21 protein-coding genes and 1 pseudogene are annotated in these 19,693 nt (G+C 58.4%); 14 read left to right on the top strand and 8 right to left on the bottom strand.

Annotated elements, in window-relative coordinates; all coding sequences use genetic code 11:
* Positions 1-97 precede the first annotated feature (97 nt).
* Positions 98-529 carry a tail fiber domain-containing protein gene (locus KW839_RS26290; RefSeq protein WP_218425913.1) on the top strand — a complete coding sequence of 144 codons (432 nt, stop codon included), beginning with the start codon at positions 98-100 and terminating at the stop codon, positions 527-529.
* A 27-nt stretch (positions 530-556) separates the two neighbouring features.
* Here the strand turns inward: KW839_RS26290 and KW839_RS26285 are convergent, their stop codons facing one another.
* Positions 557-1,594 carry a dienelactone hydrolase gene (locus KW839_RS26285; RefSeq protein ID WP_218425912.1) on the bottom strand — a complete coding sequence of 346 codons (1,038 nt, stop codon included), beginning with the start codon at positions 1,592-1,594 and terminating at the stop codon, positions 557-559.
* Positions 1,595-1,772: 178 nt separating this feature from the next.
* Positions 1,773-2,384 (bottom strand): FMN-dependent NADH-azoreductase, encoded by a 612-nt coding sequence (locus KW839_RS26280; protein WP_060542008.1) that lies wholly within the window; start codon positions 2,382-2,384, stop codon positions 1,773-1,775.
* 131 nt (positions 2,385-2,515) lie between these two features.
* Between KW839_RS26280 and KW839_RS26275 the strand changes: the two genes are divergently transcribed.
* A complete protein-coding gene (locus KW839_RS26275; protein WP_218425911.1) occupies positions 2,516-3,424 on the top strand; it encodes a LysR substrate-binding domain-containing protein in 909 nt (302 codons plus the stop codon).
* The gene (locus tag KW839_RS26270; RefSeq protein WP_218425910.1) at positions 3,421-3,780 is read left to right on the top strand and encodes an MmcQ/YjbR family DNA-binding protein; all 360 of its coding nucleotides are present in this window, start codon (positions 3,421-3,423) and stop codon (positions 3,778-3,780) included. The genes KW839_RS26275 and KW839_RS26270 overlap by 4 nt, the downstream gene beginning before the upstream one ends.
* 7 nt (positions 3,781-3,787) lie before the next feature.
* Here KW839_RS26270 and KW839_RS26265 read toward each other — a convergent pair whose 3' ends face one another.
* Together KW839_RS26265 and KW839_RS26260 are read right to left on the bottom strand one after the other, a co-directional pair.
* Positions 3,788-4,219 (bottom strand): DUF1294 domain-containing protein, encoded by a 432-nt coding sequence (locus KW839_RS26265; protein WP_060542005.1) that lies wholly within the window; start codon positions 4,217-4,219, stop codon positions 3,788-3,790.
* Complete coding sequence (locus tag KW839_RS26260) at positions 4,216-5,046, bottom strand: undecaprenyl-diphosphate phosphatase (protein ID WP_060542004.1); 831 nt, start codon at positions 5,044-5,046, stop codon at positions 4,216-4,218. The genes KW839_RS26265 and KW839_RS26260 overlap by 4 nt, the downstream gene beginning before the upstream one ends.
* Before the next feature lie 321 nt (positions 5,047-5,367).
* Here KW839_RS26260 and pnuC point away from each other — a divergent pair, with 321 nt between their 5' ends.
* From pnuC to KW839_RS26220, 8 genes are all read left to right on the top strand, one after another.
* Positions 5,368-5,931 carry a nicotinamide riboside transporter PnuC gene (pnuC, locus tag KW839_RS26255; protein ID WP_218425909.1) on the top strand — a complete coding sequence of 188 codons (564 nt, stop codon included), beginning with the start codon at positions 5,368-5,370 and terminating at the stop codon, positions 5,929-5,931.
* A complete protein-coding gene (locus KW839_RS26250) occupies positions 5,928-6,452 on the top strand; it encodes an AAA family ATPase (protein WP_218425927.1) in 525 nt (174 codons plus the stop codon). The genes pnuC and KW839_RS26250 overlap by 4 nt, the downstream gene beginning before the upstream one ends.
* Before the next feature lie 348 nt (positions 6,453-6,800).
* Positions 6,801-7,232, top strand: a complete 432-nt coding sequence (locus KW839_RS26245) for a hypothetical protein (protein WP_256352851.1) — start codon at positions 6,801-6,803, stop codon at positions 7,230-7,232.
* A 1-nt stretch (position 7,233) separates the two neighbouring features.
* Entirely contained in the window at positions 7,234-7,812 is a 579-nt protein-coding gene (locus KW839_RS26240; RefSeq protein ID WP_060542000.1) for a hypothetical protein, read from the top strand.
* A gap of 63 nt (positions 7,813-7,875) precedes the next feature.
* The gene (locus KW839_RS26235; protein ID WP_218425908.1) at positions 7,876-8,685 is read left to right on the top strand and encodes a heme utilization protein; all 810 of its coding nucleotides are present in this window, start codon (positions 7,876-7,878) and stop codon (positions 8,683-8,685) included.
* A 64-nt stretch (positions 8,686-8,749) separates the two neighbouring features.
* Positions 8,750-9,430 (top strand): C39 family peptidase, encoded by a 681-nt coding sequence (locus KW839_RS26230; protein ID WP_060541998.1) that lies wholly within the window; start codon positions 8,750-8,752, stop codon positions 9,428-9,430.
* A 48-nt stretch (positions 9,431-9,478) separates the two neighbouring features.
* The gene (locus tag KW839_RS26225) at positions 9,479-10,222 is read left to right on the top strand and encodes a hypothetical protein (protein ID WP_060541997.1); all 744 of its coding nucleotides are present in this window, start codon (positions 9,479-9,481) and stop codon (positions 10,220-10,222) included.
* 46 nt (positions 10,223-10,268) lie between these two features.
* Positions 10,269-11,561: a hypothetical protein gene (locus KW839_RS26220; RefSeq protein WP_218425907.1), complete on the top strand. Its 1,293-nt coding sequence runs from the start codon at positions 10,269-10,271 to the stop codon at positions 11,559-11,561.
* 172 nt (positions 11,562-11,733) lie between these two features.
* Here KW839_RS26220 and KW839_RS26215 read toward each other — a convergent pair whose 3' ends face one another.
* Positions 11,734-13,059: a sigma-54 dependent transcriptional regulator gene (locus tag KW839_RS26215; protein WP_218425906.1), complete on the bottom strand. Its 1,326-nt coding sequence runs from the start codon at positions 13,057-13,059 to the stop codon at positions 11,734-11,736.
* Between the two features lie 344 nt (positions 13,060-13,403).
* On the opposite strand from KW839_RS26215, the gene KW839_RS26210 reads away from it, so the two are divergent.
* From KW839_RS26210 to nhaB, 3 genes are all read left to right on the top strand, one after another.
* Positions 13,404-13,670: a hypothetical protein gene (locus KW839_RS26210; RefSeq protein ID WP_060541994.1), complete on the top strand. Its 267-nt coding sequence runs from the start codon at positions 13,404-13,406 to the stop codon at positions 13,668-13,670.
* 282 nt (positions 13,671-13,952) lie between these two features.
* Positions 13,953-15,242: a hypothetical protein gene (locus KW839_RS26205; RefSeq protein WP_218425905.1), complete on the top strand. Its 1,290-nt coding sequence runs from the start codon at positions 13,953-13,955 to the stop codon at positions 15,240-15,242.
* 78 nt (positions 15,243-15,320) lie between these two features.
* The gene (gene nhaB / locus KW839_RS26200) at positions 15,321-16,823 is read left to right on the top strand and encodes a sodium/proton antiporter NhaB (RefSeq protein ID WP_218425904.1); all 1,503 of its coding nucleotides are present in this window, start codon (positions 15,321-15,323) and stop codon (positions 16,821-16,823) included.
* A 23-nt stretch (positions 16,824-16,846) separates the two neighbouring features.
* Here nhaB and KW839_RS27935 read toward each other — a convergent pair.
* The 3 genes and pseudogenes from KW839_RS27935 to gnd all read right to left on the bottom strand — a co-directional run.
* Positions 16,847-16,924, bottom strand: a pseudogene (locus tag KW839_RS27935) (outer membrane lipoprotein carrier protein LolA); the annotation flags it as partial.
* Between the two features lie 35 nt (positions 16,925-16,959).
* Complete coding sequence (gene zwf, locus KW839_RS26195; RefSeq protein ID WP_060541991.1) at positions 16,960-18,483, bottom strand: glucose-6-phosphate dehydrogenase; 1,524 nt, start codon at positions 18,481-18,483, stop codon at positions 16,960-16,962.
* Positions 18,480-19,460, bottom strand: a complete 981-nt coding sequence (gnd, locus tag KW839_RS26190) for a phosphogluconate dehydrogenase (NAD(+)-dependent, decarboxylating) (protein ID WP_060541990.1) — start codon at positions 19,458-19,460, stop codon at positions 18,480-18,482. Before gnd ends, zwf begins: the two co-directional genes overlap by 4 nt.
* Between the last annotated feature and the right edge of the window lie 233 nt (positions 19,461-19,693).

Below are 19,693 nucleotides of genomic sequence, written 5' to 3'. Positions count from 1 at the left end.
ATCGATTAATGCAGAGTGCCATCGTTGTTTTAAATATCAACTTCGACAAACTATCGAACACGCACTTTCATCAACTCGAATTCAGGAAATACATATAATGCGTACAACACTGACACTCCTCGCTCCGACGCTGGTGTTTTTACTTTCCCCCACCGTCCATGCGCAAGACTCGGTTCAACAGCAAATCTGCCACAATGGTGTCTGCTATGACGTAGGCGGCCCAGGTGGCATTGGCGGTGAATGTTGCCCGTTCAGTGATGAACGTCTGAAACAAAATGTGAAACCTTTGGAAAACCCAACCCAGAACCTGCTTAAACTGAATGGCGTAACATTCAACTGGAAACAAAACAACCAGGCTGATGTAGGACTTATCGCTCAGGACGTACAAAAAGTTTACCCTCAGCTGGTCCGCACTGAAGGTGATCGCCTTCAAGTGGATTATCAAAAACTTGTCGCACCGTTAATTGAATCGGTTCGCGAACTGAATGCCAGGGTACAAACCCTGGAAACAGCTTTGGCCGAAAAGTAACGGATAATGATAAGCGCCGGTCATCGCCTATTGATCGGCGGTCTGCATCCCCGCCCGTGTGGCTCTGCCGAGGGTGCGCGAGAAAAAGCTTCCGGCTTCGGAAATAAGGTTGCGGTGAATATCCGCCCGATCGACACCGTCGGCATCGGTGCACAACGCCGGCATCGAGACGATCTGCTCCTCATTGCACGGCGCCATGAACACGAAGTGCCCTGCCCCGGCCAGCAATTTGAAATCCGGGGCGACGGGCAGTTTGCGCGCCAGTGCGGCAGCGTTCTTGTCGAAGGCCACCAACTTGTCGCCATCGCCGCTGTAAAGCAGCACCGGCACGTGCACATCGGCCAGGGTGTGGCGACCAAACTTGAGGCTCAACGGAGCCATCAGCAGCAAGGCGTGGACGCGTGGATCAGCGACCGGTTGCAAATCATCGCGGTCGACAATCAGTTCCCCTCGGGTGTTGCAGGCATCGTGATCATCCGGGCGCTCCTGGCAGTAGCGACGCAGGCGATCCAGGTCCGGCGTCGCGCCCGACAGAATCAATGCGGTCTCGCCGCCTGCCGAATAGCCAATGACACCCACCTGCCCGGCATTGACGAAGGGCGCCAGCATAGGGTCGCCCAAGGTAGCGGTAATGGCTTCGGAAATCTGGATCGGCCGTCCGTAGAGGTTACTCAAAGTACCGAGGCGACTGTGGTCCCTGGAATTGTCACCGGGGTGGATCACCGCCACCACCACAAAACCTTTGCGCGCCAGAGACGTGGCGAGGTCGTGCAGCGCCAGAGGTGTTCCGGCATTACCGTGGGACAGCATCAGCATTGGAAAGCGGCCGATGGCGACCTTGACGTCCTCCCCGGCCTCGACCGTATAGCCCTCCAGCTTGCTGGTGTGTTCACGGTCGCTGGAAGGATAGAACGCGATGGCCCGCATCGGTTGCAGATCAAGCGGATCGAGGAACGTCAGCTCGTGGAAGCCGACACTCCAGTGAGGACGGGACGCAGGCGCGGCGTGCACTGTATTCAGGCTGGCGAGCAGGCAAATCAATAAAGCTGCACAAAGACGCATCATGGGATGCCCCACCCTGTTACCGGACCTTGAGACGTTCACCTGTGACTGCATAACTCGAGCCACAAGATGAAATCCTGCAACGACCAGAAACAATAAACTCCGCACCTGGTACTTGCGTATCCAGAATACAGAGTTTTTTTTTGGCTTACCTGAACGCTTGCTGCCTTTTACGCAAATCTTACGCGGCAGCGAACAACTGCTCGCTGATTTGCGTGTGAGCGTCACTCATGGCTTTGTTGCGCACTTCATCGCCGTAGGCCAGGCCTTGGGCGCGAACGAACTCGATGTCGGTGATGCCGATGAAGCCGAACAGCACCTTCAGATACTCTTCGTGGGCCACACCGCTCGCCTGGCCGGCGTGCATGCCACCGGAAGTCGAGACGACCACCACTTTCTTGCCACCACACAGCCCTTCAGGACCGGCTTCGGTGTAGCGGAAGGTTTGACCGGCAACGGCAATGCGGTCGATCCAGGCCTTTAATTGCGTAGGGATGGTGAAGTTGTACATAGGCGCTGCAATCACCACGGCATCGGCGGCGAGGAACTCGGCCAGGGTCTGCGCACTCAGCTCGGCTTCGTACTGTTGCGCCGCATTACGCAGTTCAGCGGTCGTACCGGCAGCGACCAGCGTGGTGGCCGAGAAATGGCTGATAGCATCGGCGGCCAGGTCACGGTAAGTCACGACGGCGGCGGGCTCGGCGGCTTGCCAGGCTTTGACCACTTCACCACTCAACTGACGGGAAGCCGAGTTATCGCCAAGAATGCTCGAATCGATATGCAGTAGTTTCATGTGGGGTCTCCAGGTGAGGATCGCCCACAAGGGCGACCTGATGGAAACAATCCTACAGGCGAAACCAATGGCTGATTAGACGGCAACAATGCGATAGTTTGTCCCACAGACAGGACAATAAGGCTCGCACCGTGCAAGATCTCAATGACTTGTATTACTTCGCCAAAGTCGTGGAAGCCGGAGGTTTCGCCGCGGCCGGACGACTGCTGGGCATTCCCAAATCGCGGTTGTCCCGGCGCATTGCCGAACTGGAGGAGCGCCTGGGTGCCCGGCTATTGCAGCGCACCACCCGCCAGCTGAAGCTGACCGCCGTAGGCGAACGCTACCTCAGGCACTGCCAGGCCATGCTGCTGGAAGCGGAAATGGCCGACGAGGCGGTGCTCAGCATGTCCAGCGAACCCCGGGGCCGGTTACGGGTGTCCTGCCCGGTGGGGCTGGCCCACGAAATCCTGCCGGGGGTGATCCGCGACTTCCTGGAAAAATTTCCCAAGGTGCAACTGGAAGTCATGCTGCTCAACCGCCGCGTCGACCTGGTGAACGAGGGTATTGATGTCGCGTTGCGGGTACGCGAACTGGGTGACGAAGACCCACTGCTGGTCACCCGCCGCCTGCGTCAGGCGCAGATGATAATGGTCGCCAGTCCCGGTTTTTTGCATGGCCGTGCAATCAGTCACCCCGACGATCTGAAAACCCTACCGGTGCTCGGCGCCCTCGAACCTGATCGCATGGTGCATATCCGCATGCTCGATCTGCAGGGCAAAAGCGTTGAACTGGCGCTCGAAGCGCGCCTGGGCATCGACGATTTCATCGTACGCAAGACCAGTACCCTTGGCGGCCTGGGCTTTACCATGCTGCCAATGATGTATTGCGAACAGGAACTGGAAAATGGCTCGCTTGTGCAGTTGTTGCCCGACTGGTCCCTGCCGGGTGGCTGGCTGCAGGCGGTCTACCCTCATCGGCGCGGAGTGATGCCGGCGGTACGCGCCTGGATCGACCATCTTGTGGAATCATTCGAGGCCTGTGGAGAACGATTGCTATGAAAGGCGCACGCATGAGTGAAGAAGAAGTCGCGACGTTCTGCCTTGCCTTGCCTGGAGCGCGGGAAGATTACAAATGGGGTGGCGTGCGGGTGTTTTCGGTTGCCGGGAACAAAATGTTCGCCTTGCAGGGCCTGCGCGGCGATTCCCTGGCCTTCAAGGTTGATAAGGATTTGTTTCTCGGCCATTGCGACCGCCCGGGAATTGCCCCGGCTCCCTATCTGGCCCGCGCCCAGTGGATCATCATGCAAACCCCCTACCCGCTGGGCCGTGATGAGCTGCAAGACCTGTTGCGACGGTCCCACCAATTGGTGGTCGGCAGGTTGCCCAAGTGCATTCAGGTCGGATTGCTGCTTTGAACCTTGATTAGCGGAACGCACCGGACAGGTGCGAGCCGAGAAACAACAGGTCTATCCAGAACACCTGATGCAGCAACACGATGAACCAGAACACCAGTTGAAAGGAAACCTTGCGCGTCTTGTGCCGGAACACTTGCTGGGCCAGCAAGGCACCTGGCCAGCCACCGGCGAACTCCAGTGCGTGCAGGACGTTTTCCGGGGTGCGCCATTGATCGGCCTGGGCCTTGCGCTTGTCGCGCCAGTACAGCAAGAACGCCAGCACGCTGAAAATGCCGTAGGCCACCAGGGGAACCAGCGACACCCCTCGCAGCCAGAACGTAATCGAGCCCGTCAGCGGCAATGCACACAGCACCGCAAACACCAGCCATTTCAGCCGTGGGTTGCGTATTGGCCCAGCGGGCTGGCGGCCAGGCTGGCTGCGTGCATTGTATTGGCTCACGGCTTGGCCGCAGTCCAGTCGACCCAGCCGAACTGCCAGGTGGCCAGGATCAGCAAACCGAACACGATCCGATACCAGGCGAATGCCGCATAGCTGTGGTTGGCGATGAACTTGAGCAGGCCGCGCACGGCGATCATGGCGAAAATGAATGCGGTGACGAAACCGACGGCAAACACCGGGAAATCCGCGGGCACGAACAAATCACGGTACTTGTAGCCCGAGTACACCGCAGCACCGACCATGGTTGGCATTGCCAGGAAGAACGAGAACTCGGTAGCCGTCTTGCGCGACAGGCCGAACAGCAAACCGCCAATGATCGTCGAGCCCGAGCGCGAAGTGCCGGGAATCATCGCCAGGCACTGGGCGAAGCCGACTTTCAGGGCGTCCTTCCAGGTAATGTCATCCACCGTCTCGGCGTGCACTTGGTGCTGACGGCGCTCGGCCCACAACATGATGACCCCGCCAACCACCAGGGCGCTGGCCACGGTGATCGGGTTGAACAGGTAATGGTGAATCAGGTCGGCGAAGATCACCCCCAATACCACGGCCGGCAGGAATGCGATCAGCAGGTTGGCGGTAAAACGCCTGGCACTCGGCTGGGTCGGCAAACCGATAACCACATCGAAGATCTTGCGACGAAATTCCCACACCACCGCCAGAATCGCACCGAGCTGAATGATGATGTTGAAAGCCATTGCCCGCTCACCACCGAACTCGAGCAAATCGGCCACGATAATCTGGTGGCCGGTACTGGAAATGGGCAGAAACTCCGTCAGCCCTTCTACAACCCCAAGAATCAATGCCTGAAAGGCGGTCCAAAGATCCATCAATCCCCCAAAAGGCTATGCACCTGCATGCCCCAATAGTATTTTTCAAAGCAATCATTGCGATGAGCGTAACTGAAATCCCGCGTGAAACAGCCCCCACAGAACTGTGAAAGTCCGCTGATAAATCATTCAGGACCGAGAGCTTTCCATTCGGGGCCGAAATCCTATCAGACAAGCCCGGTAAACGCTGCCGCGTATTTGGACATCCGCTGCCAAGGCAGGCTGGAGACGGTTTATTACAAGAACAACAAAGGCAGTTCGAAAACCTCGCGGCCGGCGGGTACAATCCGCCCCCTCTTCCATTTCCTCCAAGGAACCTCCATGTCCGGGCTTGAACTGTTTGCCGCCGCCCTCGGTGTCATTGCCGTCTGGCTGACGGTCAAACAGAACCCCTGGTGCTGGCCGATCGGCCTGGTCATGGTGCTGCTTTACAGCTGGATATTTTTTACGGTGAAGCTGTATTCGGACATGCTGCTGCAAGTGATTTACTCCGGCTTGCAGCTGTACGGCTGGTGGCAATGGACCCGCCCCGGGCAAACTCTACAGGGCCGCGCGGTCAGCCGCCTGGGTGGCAGGGCCGTAGCCATCAGCCTGTCGATTGGCGCATTCGGCAGCCTGTTGCTGGGCGCGGCCATGGCCCACTGGACCGATGCCGCGCAGCCTTGGCTCGATGCGGCGCTCACCGGATTCAGCCTGGTGGCGCAGGTGTGGATGGCGCAAAAACGGGTGCAATGCTGGGCGCTGTGGATTGCCCTGGATGTGATTTTCGTTGGGTTGTTCGTTTATAAAGAGCTGTACCTGACCGCCACCCTGTATGGCTTGTTCGCGATTATCGCCGTGCAGGGCTGGCGTGAATGGCGCGCCGATCCGGCGTTACGCGCATGAAAGTCCTGGTGCTGACCGGTCCGGAATCCAGCGGCAAAAGTTGGCTGGCAGCCGGGTTGCAGGAACATTTCGGCGGCGTTCGAGTGGACGAGTATGTGCGCCACTTCATAGAGCAGAATCCGCGGGACACCACCCTTGCCGACATCCCCGACATTGCTGCCGGGCAATTGCGATGGGAGGACGAGGCTCGCGCCAGACACCCGCAACTGCTGATTCTCGACACCCACTTGCTGAGCAACATCCTCTGGAGCCAGACCCTGTTTGGCGAATGCCCGGCCTGGATCGAACAAGCCCTGCTGGCCCGGCACTATGACTTGCACCTGCTGTTGTCACCGCAAGACGTCGAATGGACAGATGATGGTCAGCGCTGCCAGCCCGACCTGGGCGAACGCCAGGCATTTTTCGACAGGACTCAGGTCTGGCTCGACAGCCACGGCCAAGCTGTTCAGATTCTGGATGGAAACTGGGCACAACGCCGGCTTCAGGCACTCGACTGCGTGACTCGACTTTTGCATCCCTGACCCTGAATTCGGGGCATTTGCCCCATTCGCTCCCCTGATCCAGGAAAAAACTGTCCGCTGCTGAAACACACTCCCCTGCGCAAGTGGCCCGTTTAAAAGCCCCTCATCGTTTAACGACCTGACCTGTCACGACTTTGAAACACATCGACTAGAACCCCTGTTCCAGAGCGGTGCAACGACTTTATCGGGTCCCAACCCGGTAGTTATGTCTCAGGACTGATACAGAATCAACATTGATCTATCGGCCAAATTCTGCAAGCTATTGATTTTTCAATGAAATCAAAAACCGGCACAGCTTTCGCTCCTTATCCCTGCCAGCCCACATAAAGAAGGAATTGTGCCGTGGGGATGTTCATCGATAAAGGCTTGTCCTGCCTCCTGCTGATCGCAGGTGCTGCCAGTACGCTCCTCACATTCGACGTCCAGGCTGAAGGCAACGGTGTCATCGTGCTGCAACGCGATGTACAGCCGCAGTATTTCGGTCGCAATGGTGGCAGGGACCCCTATCCGAGCACCATCAACGCCAACCCATCGGCACGGGTCACCGGCGAACTGAGCGACGCAGACATTGCCGGCGTCACCACCGGTACCGCCCTGCGCAGTAGTAATGGCCAGCACCTGAACGGTATGCAAGGCCTCAACGTCATCAGCAATCCCAATGGTATGCCCGGCATGCGCGCCAGTCACGGCGGCGGCAGCGGCAACGCCATTTCGGGGACCGTCAACCGCGCCATGAGTTCCGGCCTCGCCCCACTGGGCAGACTGGCTGGAGGTCAATGAGATGCGGCATTTCCTCATGTTCCTTGCCCTGTTCGGGTGCACCAGCGTGATGGCCGACTCCGGGGTCAGCACGGTGAACAACGCCAGCATGGTGGATGCCGGCACCCGCTACAAAGGCAACTTTAACGTCAACCAGGCCTCGGGTGATCAGCATCAGCAGGCCAACGTCCGTGCAATCGCCATCGGTACCGACGCGAGCGCCACCACCCGCATCAATCAGAAAATCAACACCCAGGCCGATAGATCGGTTGATGCAACCACCACCCTCGGCGGCACATCTTTCAGTAATGGCAACGGCGTCCTGGGTGTGAACCAGGGTGCGGGGGCCAACAACCAGATGGCCAACGCCATGCGAATCAGCGTCAGCGCTGCACCGCAAGCCGTGGACGACAGCGCCCTTTCTCAACAAAACGTGGCGTTGCTACCTGGCTCGGGGGCAAGTGGCGCCCCAACCGGCGCTCGCCAGGTGGTGACAAGCGACCAGGCCTTTGCTGGTAGCCGGGGAGTGATCCAGGTCAACCAGAGTGCCGGTGTAGGCAACCGCATGACTAACACCCTAAGCATCCGGGTCGCTGAATGACCCGAAGGCAGTGCAATTAGAAAAGTAACAACATTTGAATAACGCATAAGCACGGAGATCACCATGAACTCTACAATGGCCTTGAAACCAATGGTTTTCGCTCTGGCAGCGGTGATGGCATTCGCAGTTCAAGCCGCCGCGCCTGACGATGACCAAGGCAATGGCAATCAGCCTGCAGGCCCGTCGCTGGACCAAGTTCTGCAGATCACTGCGGGCGCCGGGGCCGTCGTGGTGGATGAGCAGGAGAGCAACACCGGCTCAGTACGCAACCAGGGCACCCAAAATGATGCCAGGGTCAGAGATTCGGCAGAATCCTCAAACGGCAACCTGGGCATGAACAATGCCTCCGGCGACGGCAACCAGCAAGATAACGCTGCCGCACTGGCGACCGCAGACGAAAGCTTCATCTTCGGCAGTGCAATCGCTGTCACGAGCGCGTCTCAGACGATCTCTGGCAACACCGCCAGAAACCGCGCGAGCGCAGCCAACGCCAACATGACCAACGTGGGTAACAATGGCTCTGGTAACATTGGCGTAAACAACTCGGCCGGCAGCTTCAACCAACAGAAAAACAACCTGGCGATTGCCGTGTCCGGCGGACGTGTAGCAGTCGCAGCGGCGGCAGCCAACCAAAGCTCGTCCGGCCTCACGGCCAACAACAGAGCCTTCGTCGCCGTTGGCGCAACAGGTCTGGCTGGCGTAACCACCCAACAAATGGTGACCCCGGCGGGCTGGAACCCTGTCACCAACACTGCAACACTCAATAACGTCGGCAACAATTTCTCCGGCAACGCTGGCTTCAACAACTCTGCCGGTACCGGCAACCAGCAAAGCAACTCGCTCTCCATCGCTGCAGGTTGCAGTGGCTGCTAGTGATTGCGGTCGACATAAAAGCCCCGGCGACGGGGCTTTTCCTCGGTCCGAAGGCGTGATGACAATGCGCAAGGCTGCACTGTTCGCCCTCCTCTGCCTGTCCGGCCTGACCCAGGCTGGGCAGATGCCGGTGGCCGCCTTGCCTGGCGGGGTGCTGGTGTACAAGCAGGTGCAGAGTTTGCGTGAGCGCAAGTTCAGCAATATCGTCGAGCAGAAAACCGATTTCAGCTGCGGCGCCGCGGCATTGGCAACGGTCCTGCGCCAGGCGTACTGGCTTGATGTCGATGAAGAACATGTCATCAAAGGCATGTTGATCAATGCCGACCAGGACCTGGTGCGCACGCAAGGCTTTTCCATGCTGGACATGAAGCGCTACATCGAAAGTATCGGCATGCGCGCCCGGGGCTACAAGATCCCGCCTGAAAGGCTCGACGCAGTCACGATCCCGGTAGTGGTCCTGATGGAGATTCGTGGTTACAAGCACTTCGTGGTGATGCAGCGCGCCGACAGGAACTGGGTCTATATCGGCGATCCGGTACTCGGTCACAAGCGCTACTCTCATGATGACTTCGTCAAAGGCTGGAATGGCATTGTGTTCGCGGTCGTAGGCCCCGGTTACGACAAAACCAATGCATTACGCAGTCCACCGGAACCGCTGACTGCCAAGTACAAACTGGACAACTTCAACCCGGTCAAAGATGCCGAATTGATGGATTTCGGTTTCATACAGAGCGACTTTTTTTAATCGCCAACAAGCCAACAAACAGAGGGCAGGACGCTCCGGGAGCAGTAAATGAAAACCTCCTATTGGCTGGCCGCTGCTTGTCTGGTGACGAGCACCACCGGCTTTGCCAATGATTTCAATCCCGTCGAGATAAAGGATGAAGAGCTGGCCCAATTGCGCGGCCGGTATGTCATGCCGGGGCGCGTTATCAGTTTCGGCGTGGTCATGAGCAGTACCTGGCGCAATGCCAGTGGCGACCTGATCGGGGCTGCCACTACGATGCAAATTCAGGCCGCGACGGTAAAACCGCAATTTTACGTATCAACCATCAAGGAAAGAGGCAACGGCAGAACGCCCACGCTGGGCTCCGGCACAGTGCTCGGTGGTGCCAGCCTGAACACCAGCCAGGCAATTACGCAGGTCACACGGGCCGCCGGTGATGACAACACGGCAAACAACAGCATCACCATCGACGTCAAGGAGGCCAGTATCGCCCCGGCACCGTTGCCCGCTCAGGGCGAGGCGCTGGTAGCCGGCCAGACGATCAGCGGCAACAATGCAGCAGGCAGTGTCGCCGTTTCCGCCACCGGTGGCGGGGTCCAGATGGCGATTACCGCCAATAACAATCAGGGTTCGTCCCTGCACAAAATCGCGCAGAGTGGCCTGGTACAAAACACCCGCTTGCAGGGCAATAACAATATGGTCAACAACCTCACTCAACTGAGTGTGATTCTCAATAATGATGGTTCGGGCACGGGTGGCCAGAACTTCAATCTGAATCAACTTACCGCACTTCGTACGCAGGGGTACTAAACTACCCTGAGGCTCGAACATTGGGCATCAAGGGACGGCATATTTCATGTATCGATCAGTACCCCTGCGTGCAGTCGTATGTTTGAGCGCCCTATTCCCCGCGGCAGTATTGCAGGCAGCACCCGATGCCGAACTACAGGCTCTGAAACAGGAGTTGCTGGAGTTGAAGCAACGATACGAAGCCCAACAAAAAGCCTTGGCGGTACTCGAGCAACGAGTCCGCCAGGTTGAAGAACAGCCCGCAGCACCGCCACCCAAGCGCCTGGTCAAGTCACCAGCGGATATGAAAGGCAATTCGAAAGTCGCCACGGGCACCGGGGCAGCACCAGCCTCCGCAGGCGGCAGCTCATATGGACAAACGCTGGTAGAAGACTCGCAACCGGCCCAAAGCGTTTCCAATCTCTATGACGAAGCCAGCGGATTCTTCGGCGGCGGCAAGTTCAGCGTCGAAACCGGCATAACCTACTCGCGTTACGATACGCGGCAATTGATTCTCAACGGCTTTCTTGCGCTGGACTCGATCTTCCTGGGCAACATCAACCTGGACCGAATCAAGGCCGACACCTGGACCCTTGACCTTACCGGTCGCTACAACTTCAACAATCGCTGGCAGTTCGACCTGAACGTCCCGGTGATCTACCGCGAATCCACGTATCAATCCGGCGGCGGCAACGAGGGTTCGGCAGGCGTCACCTCCGAAGCATCCGTTACCCGGGACCCGAATATCGGCGACGTCAACTTCGGCATCGCCTACAAGTTCCTTGACGAGTCGGTCAATACGCCGGATGCGGTGGTGACCTTGCGCGTGAAGGCGCCCACCGGCAAGGATCCATTCGGTATCAAACTGCGCCAGGTCGACGCCAACTCCAACCTGTTCGTGCCTGACACACTGCCTACCGGCAACGGGGTCTGGTCGATCTCGCCAGGTATCTCGCTGGTTAAAACCTTCGACCCGGCAGTGTTGTTCGGCAGTTTGTCCTATACCCACAACCTGGAGGAGTCGTTCGACGACATCAGTTCGACGGTCAATCAAAAGACGCCGGGTAAAGTACGAATCGGCGACAGTATCCAGATCGGGGCCGGTATCGCTTTTGCGTTGAACGAAAAGATGAGCATGTCGTTCTCGGTCTCTGACCTGGTGCAACGCAACAGCAAAATCAAACAGGACGGTGGAGAGTGGGAAAAGGTGATATCCAGCGATGCCAACGCCGGTTACTTCAATATCGGCATGACGATTGCCGCCACTGACAGCCTGACCATCGTGCCTAACCTGTCCATCGGACTGACCGACGACGCCCCGGACTTCCAGTTCAGCCTGAAACTTCCTTATTACTTCTGACCCTTCGACCATACCCCGTCGATGTGAGTACACGCTGATTGCATGGTCCCCCATAAATCTGTAGGAGTCGGCTTGCTGGCGATGGCGTTGCGGTGGACAACGCAATATTCAAGACCGCCATCGCCAGCAAGCCAGCTCCTGGAGGAACTGGTGCAGGCTGCGATCTTTGCAATCAGCGAATCTGGTGTTTGTGCAACAACCGGTAGAAGGTCGGCCGAGACACACCCAGTACCTTGGCGGCGACACTCAGGTTGTCGCTGTGGCGGCTCAATACATCACACAGTGCCTGGCGCTCGGCACGGGTCTTGTAATCTTCGAGGGTACCCATGGGGGCGGTAATGGCCTGCTGACTGATCAACCCCAGATCGCGGGCCTCGATCTGCCGGCCTTCGGCCAACACCAGGCCGCGCCTGACCCGGTTGGCCAGCTCGCGAACATTGCCCGGCCAGTCGTGCTTGCCCATGGCAATCAGTGCGTCCTCGCTGAAGCTGCGCGGACGCCGGCCGGTTTCGTGGCTATAGAAATGCGAAAAGTGGTTAGCCAGCACCAACAAGTCGCCGTGGCGCTCACGCAGCGGCGCCGTTACCACTTGCAATACGTTCAGGCGGTAATACAGGTCTTCGCGAAAGCGGCGCTTTTGGATGGCAGATTCAAGGTCGACGTGAGTCGCCGCCAGGACCCGCACATCCACCGGGATCGGCTGACTGCCGCCAACACGCTCGATGTGTTTTTCCTGGAGAAATCGCAGCAGGTTGGCCTGCAACTCCAGCGGCAGGTCACCAATCTCGTCAAGAAACAATGTCCCGCCATGGGCCGCTTCAATTCGCCCGACCTTGCGCTGGTGCGCACCGGTGAAGGCGCCTTTTTCATGACCAAACAGCTCGGACTGGATCAAGTGCTCGGGAATCGCGCCGCAATTGATGGCGACAAAGGGCTTGCTGTGACGCTGGGATTGTCGGTGCAGTGTCCGCGCCACCAACTCTTTGCCCGTGCCGCTTTCCCCCCGAATCAATACCGGTGACTCCGTCGGTGCCAGCTTGCTCAGCAGCTTGCGCAACTCACGGATAGGTTTGCTGTCACCCAGCAGCTCGTGCTCAGGCTGGTCGACATGTACCGTGCCCTGCCCGCGCAGGCGTGCCATGCCATATGCGCGGCCCAGTGTAACCTGCACCCTCGCCACATCGAACGGTAAGGTATGAAAGTCAAAAAACCATTCGCAGACAAAGTCCCCGACATTCTGCAGGCGCAGGACTTCCTGATTCAGCACTGCTATCCATTCGGTACCACTGCGACTGATCAATTCCTTGACGGCGTCGGGGCGCTCAAGGTGATAGGGCTGCAAGCGGATCAATCCGACGTCACAGGAGCGATCGGCGGCATTTTCCAGCGAGCAGCTATCCACGTCCCAGCCCACAGAGCGCAATCCCGGGAGCAGGCGATAGCAGTCATCGCAGGGGTCCACTACTAACAACCGCCGTAAGGCAGGCGCATCGCTCATGACTGTTCCTTGGCGCCAAAATTAAGGAATATTTAGTAAAAACAGTCGTTTGGCGGACCTAGCTGTAACGTTAGCAAGAATTTGACGGGGCCTTGTACCGTTTGTCTATAGCGTTGATACCAAACTAGTTATAAGAAGCAGGTTTATTAGTTACCTAACGACTATTTCCTTTCAGCCAGCTTTCAAAACAAGGTTCCCTCTTGAATACATGCAAGAAAGTGAAAATTTATTGTGATTATGTGTGACCCGGGGGGCGCTTGCGGGCATCAGTAAAAGTAAGAAACCGAACGGTAAGCCCAACCTTCGGCATTTCACTTGATTGGGCATAATTGAGAGAAGACCTTATGAACGCCCCGCTCCGTATCAACGAAGCTCTTTTGATTGCTGATCGCGCATTCAAGCCATTTAAATGTGTGGCATGGGCCCCGCAGGACGGTAACGGCGAACTGACTCTTACGGTTATCGACCGCACCAGTACCAACATCGGTCGCACGCAGATTCCAAGCAGCGCCTATACCGATCCCGAACAGCTCGAACACGTGCTGGAACAGGCCCGCGCGGAATTGAGCGAGGAAGGCTACACGCTGCAATCGTGGTCGATGCCGCACTAATTGTCTTGCGGATTACTTCCCGGTAATCCGCTCCTCCCTCCTCTCGTTAGTTAACTGGCCTTTTACGGCCAACTGTACTCATCGACACTGACTGAGTGGAACTTCTATCGCCTGATTGATTTGCAGGCTAGTCAGTGGTTCGAAAAGACACTGTTGTGGCACACAGCGACCCTCCGCCTGTTAGTTCTTGCAGTTGTGCATCTTGTCATTCGGGGATTGAATGTTTTCCTGATAGTCGCCATCCCGACTCTGGACCAGGCCAACTCGCAAGGAGATGCGTGCATGTCAATCCAGTCTGCTGTTGCCTTCCCCTGCACCCGTAACGACGACGGTAAACTCGATATCACGTTCGCCGCCAACGGCAGAACCCAGGTGTATTTTGCCGACAGCCTTTGCAGCGTGGCCAACGGGGTAGCAATAGATGCCCAGGGTCGCTTGCTGGTGTCCGCGAAGGTCACAATGCCCGATGGCAGCCGCTTCGGTCTGGCCAGATTGCTCGAAGATGGCTCAGCGGACCTGGCATTTGGCCGACAGGGCAGTGTCATCGGCCAATTCGAACCGGGCTTCGAAGCCATGGGGGCCAAAGCCGTGGTGTTGGCCGACGGTAATATCCTGCTGGCCGGCCTGCATTACGAAGACGCCCATCGCACGCTGCCGGCCGTGGCACTGTTTGATCCACAGGGGTTACCCGTTCAAGGCTTCGGCAACAATGGGCGCAGCGTGGTGCGCTTGCCCGGCGACCTGTCCCGGGGAGTGCGTGATGCCTGGCTGCCTCCCGGTGTACCCGGCGCAGAAGCCTGCGATGTCGGCATACAGAAGGACGGGCGAATCCTGCTACTGGCCAATCACCACTTCGAACTCGCCGATCACGTTGGCCTGCTGATGCGCCTGGACGTGGAAGGCTCGCTGGACAGTTCGTTCAATGGCCGCGGTTTCGTCATGGTCAGGCATTTACTGATGAACACCTGGCTAAGCTGCCTGACGGTGCAGCGCGATGGACAAATCCTGGTGGGTGGATCGATCAACTTTCCCGAAGAAGGTCTGCTGGCGCGCTATCAAACCGACGGCAGTCTCGACGAAAAATTTGCCATCGATGGATTCATGACCTTCAAGGCACAGGGGCACAACGCGCAGGTTACCCGGGTAGTCCAGCAGGAGAATGGCGACGTGCTGTGTTTTGGCAGCAGCCGCGACCCGATGCATTGCCTGGCATTTAAAACCCACAGCGACGGTCGCCCGGATAACCATTGCCACGGTGGCCAGCCCCAGCTTCTGGAAATTGGTCGCAGCGGCTGCCAATGGACCGCCGCGCAAGCACAACCCGACGGCACTGTACTGACAGTTGGCTCCACCATCGGTGGAATCGAGGCAGACTTCATTCTGGGGCGGTATCTGCCCGACGGGCAACTCGACGCCGGGTTCGGCGACGGCACGGGATGGGTGCGCACCCGCTTCGGTCGCAGCCTGGATACGGCAACCTGCGTTGCCGTGCAGGCCGATGGGAACATCGTTGTAGGAGGTTACTCACTGGACGGCACATACAAGGCAATCGTCGCACGCTATCTGGCGTAGGCCACTGTATTTTTCCTACGCTTGATCTTCTCTCGCGCTTGCGGCAACTTGCGCGCTTCTTAAGACAAGGAGCAGCTGATGTCCGGTTCAATGGCCCAGGCGTTCGCGCACAACTTTCTCGGGCAATCGCCCCGCTGGTACAAGGTCTGCATCGTCGGCTTTCTGATCCTCAATGCCCTGGTGCTATGGACGGTGGGTCCGGTGGCAGCCGGCTGGCTGCTGGTACTGGAGTTCATCTTCACCCTGGCCATGGCGCTCAAATGTTATCCGTTGATGCCCGGTGGCCTGCTGCTGGTTGAAGCGCTGCTGCTGAAGATGACAACGCCCCAGGCGCTGTATGACGAGTTGCTGCATAACTTCCCGGTGATCCTGCTGCTGATGTTCATGGTCGCCGGCATCTACTTCATGAAGGACTTGCTGCTGTTCCTGTTCTCACGCCTGCTGCTCGGCGTGCGCTCCAAGGCCTTGCTCGCCCTGATGTTCTGCTTTTTATCGGCGTTTCTGTCGGCGTTTCTCGACGCCTTGACCGTAACCGCCGTGATCATCAGTGCGGCCGTGGGGTTCTACTCGGTGTATCACCGCGTGGCCTCGGGTAATGATCCACGCCAGGACAGCGAATTTGGCGATGACCAGCACTTGCCGGCACTGCATCACGGCGATCTGGAACAGTTCCGTGCCTTTCTGCGCAGCCTGTTGATGCATGGCGCCGTGGGCACCGCACTGGGCGGCGTCTGTACCTTGGTTGGCGAACCGCAAAACCTGTTGATCGGCCACGAGATGGGCTGGCATTTCTTGGAGTTCTTCTTGAAGGTTGCGCCGGTATCCCTGCCGGTGCTCGCGGCAGGTCTGGTGACCTGCGTGCTGTTGGAGAAACTGCGCTGGTTCGGCTATGGCACCGTGCTGCCCGATAACGTTCGCGCGGTGCTGGCAAACTACGCGGCAGAAGATGATGCCGAACGCACCACACGCCAGCGTGCAGCTTTGATAGTCCAGGGCGTGGCCGCATTGATCCTGATTGTCGGCCTGGGGTTTCACATCGCCGAGGTGGGTCTGATCGGCTTGATGGTGATCGTGCTGATCACTGCGTTCACTGGCATCACCGACGAACACCGCCTGGGCACCGCGTTCAAGGACGCCATGCCGTTCACCGCCTTGTTGGTGGTGTTCTTCGCCGTGGTGGCCGTGATTCACGACCAGCAACTGTTCACGCCGCTGATCCAGTGGGTATTGGCGCTGCCGGCGAATCAGCAGCCGGGTATGCTGTTTATCGCCAACGGCCTGTTGTCGGCCATCAGCGATAACGTATTCGTGGCGACCATTTACATCACAGAAGTGAAACGCGCCTTTATTGCCGGCGCCATGACCCGCGAGCATTTCGAGACATTGGCCATTGCGATCAATACCGGCACCAACCTGCCAAGCGTGGCGACACCCAACGGCCAGGCGGCGTTTCTGTTTCTGCTGACGTCGGCGATTGCACCGCTGATTCGCCTGTCTTACGGGCGCATGGTGTGGATGGCGTTGCCGTATACCGTGGTGATGGGCGTGCTTGGCTGGTACGCCGTCAGCTACTGGCTGTAACCCTGCCGTCCCCCCTCCATCCCTGTAGGAGCGAGCACGCTCGCGAAAAACCTGAGAGCGCCGCGGGGTGTCAGCGCCCCAGCGTTATCGTTGACGACCATCGCGAGTCAGCTCGCTCCTACAGGATTTGGCGTTGCTACCCGAGACGGTGCCAGACTCGACCATCGCGGGCCAGCAACTCCTCACCGGCCTTGGGGCCGTTTTCCCCGGCTGCGTAGTCCTGCACGCTTGAGTCCTGCTGCCAGGCATCGAGGAACGGCTGCACGGCACGCCAACCGTTCTCGATATTGTCGGCACGCTGGAACAGCGTCTGATCGCCCGTCAGGCAATCGTAGATCAGGGTCTCGTAGCCGGTGGACGGCTGCATCTCGAAGAAGTCCTTGTAGGCAAAACCCAGCTCGATATTGTCCATTTTCAGCGACTGGCCCGGTCGTTTGGCCAGCAGATCGAACCACATGCCTTCGTTGGGCTGAATCTGGATACGCAGATAGGTGGGTTTCAGCTCCTCAACCTCGGTATCACGAAACTGCGCGTAAGGTGCCGGCTTGAAACAGATGACGATCTCGGTGTCACGCACGCTCATGCGCTTGCCGGTGCGCAGGTAGAACGGCACACCCACCCAGCGCCAATTGTCGATCATGACCTTGAGCGCGACATAGGTTTCGGTCGTGCTGTCGGGCGCCACGTTGTTTTCCTGGCGATAACCCGGCAACGCCTTGCCGTCTACCTCACCGGCGCAGTATTGGCCACGAACCGAGTTGGCCCGGGCCTCCTCGACGGTCCATGGCCGGATCGCGCCAACCACCTTGGCTTTTTCGCCACGCACCGCGTCGGCGCCAAAGGCCGCTGGCGGCTCCATCGCCACCATTGCCAACAACTGAAACAGGTGATTGGGCACCATGTCGCGCAGGGCGCCAGTGTTTTCGTAGAAACTGCCACGGGTTTCCACACCGACGGTTTCGGCGGCGGTGATCTGTACGTGGTCGATGTAGTGATTGTTCCAGAATGCTTCGAACAGGCTGTTGGAGAACCGGCTGACCAGGATGTTCTGCACGGTCTCTTTGCCCAGATAGTGATCGATCCGGTAGATCTGCTTTTCCGTCATGACCTTGAGCAAGCAGGCGTTCAACGCCTCGGCGGTATGCAGATCGGAGCCGAAGGGCTTCTCGATGACCACCCTCCTGAAGGCATCCTGTGATTCCTCCAGCAAGCCGGCGGCGCCGAGACGACGGGCCACCTCACTGAAAAAGCGTGGCGCGGTGGCCAGGTAGAACACCGCATTGCCGGTACCGCTGTCGGCGATTTTCGCCGCCAGCGCCTGATAAGTGCTGTCGTCCAGAAAATCGCCCTGGACGTAGCTGATTCCTTTGGCGAGCCTGGCCCACACGACCGGATCAAGGGCTTGATCGCCCTTCCCGACCTTGGTGGCCACCTCGTTGCGAATGAAGTCTTCGAGTTTTTGCGCGAAGCCTTCATCGCTGATGGCGTTGTGGTCAACGCCGATGATCCGCAGGCCATCCCCGAGCAGTCCGTTGCGACTGAGGTTGTACAGCGCCGGCATCAGCAGACGCTTGACCAGATCTCCGTGAGCGCCAAACAGGAACAGCGTGGTTGGCGGTGCGGGCTCGGTCTTGGATTTCCTGCGGATCCCGTGGGTCATTTTTTCGCTGTCTCCACGTGACCGCCGAAGCCGAAGCGCTGGGCCGAGAGAATCTTGTCGCCAAAGGTGCCTTGCCCACGGGAGCGGTAGCGCGAGAACAGCGAGTTCGACAGCACCGGTACCGGTACCGCTTGTTCCATGGCGGCTTCGATCGTCCAGCGGCCTTCACCGCTGTCCGCCACCGAGCCTGAGAAACCTTCGAGTTTCGGATCGCTGGCCAGGGCATCAGCGGTCAGGTCGAGCAGCCAGGAGGACACCACGCTGCCGCGACGCCAGACTTCGGCGATATCGGCGACGTTCAGGTCGAAACGCTGATCCTCGGGCAGAATCTCGCTGGACTTGGTCTTGAGGATGTCGAAACCTTCGGCGAACGCCTGCATCATCCCGTACTCGATGCCGTTGTGGATCATCTTCACAAAGTGACCGGCACCGGCGGGACCGGCGTGAATGTAGCCGCGCTCGGCGCGATCATCGTCAGACTTGCGATCCTTGGTGCGCGGGATGTCACCCAGGCCCGGGGCCAGGGTTTCAAACAACGGGTCGAGACGCTTGACGGTCTCGGTATCACCGCCAATCATCATGCAGTAACCGCGCTCCAGGCCCCAGACGCCGCCGGAGGTGCCGACGTCGATATAGTGCAGACCTTTTTCCGCCAGGGTTTTCGCCCGACGAATATCATCCTTATAAAAAGTGTTGCCGCCGTCGATGATGGTATCGCCGGCTTCGAGCAAGGTGCTCAGCGTGTCGATGGTGTCTTCGGTCGGTGCGCCTGCCGGCAGCATGACCCACACCGCTCGTGGCTTGGCCAGTCCGGCGACCAGGGCCGGCAGGTCGGCCACACCGGTGGCGCCCTCCGCGGCCAGGGTTTCGATGAAGGCGGTATTGCGGTCATAAACAACGGTGGTGTGCCCGTTGAGCATCAGGCGACGCGCAATATTGCCGCCCATGCGGCCCAGTCCAATAATCCCGAGTTGCATGTGCTGATGCTCCCTACTACAAATAAATGTGTGTCAAAGGTTATAGCGCAACGTGACCAATGAAGCCCAAAGAAGCTTTAGTCAGGTGCGTTGCCATGAAGTTTCCGGGCATTGTGCCCGATCCTGACTGATAACGCCTGCAATCAAGCCGAAGACACAACGACAATGCAAAATAAAAAAGTTCCCTTCGAGGGAAAAAGAAATCAAAATTGGCGCCGATAGCAGGTCGACCT

Source organism: Pseudomonas sp. PDM31 (assembly GCF_019218965.1).
Taxonomy (GTDB): Bacteria; Pseudomonadota; Gammaproteobacteria; order Pseudomonadales; family Pseudomonadaceae; genus Aquipseudomonas.
The sequence above is the reverse complement of the archived record's forward strand: the minus strand, read 5'-3'. Positions and strand labels throughout refer to the sequence as shown.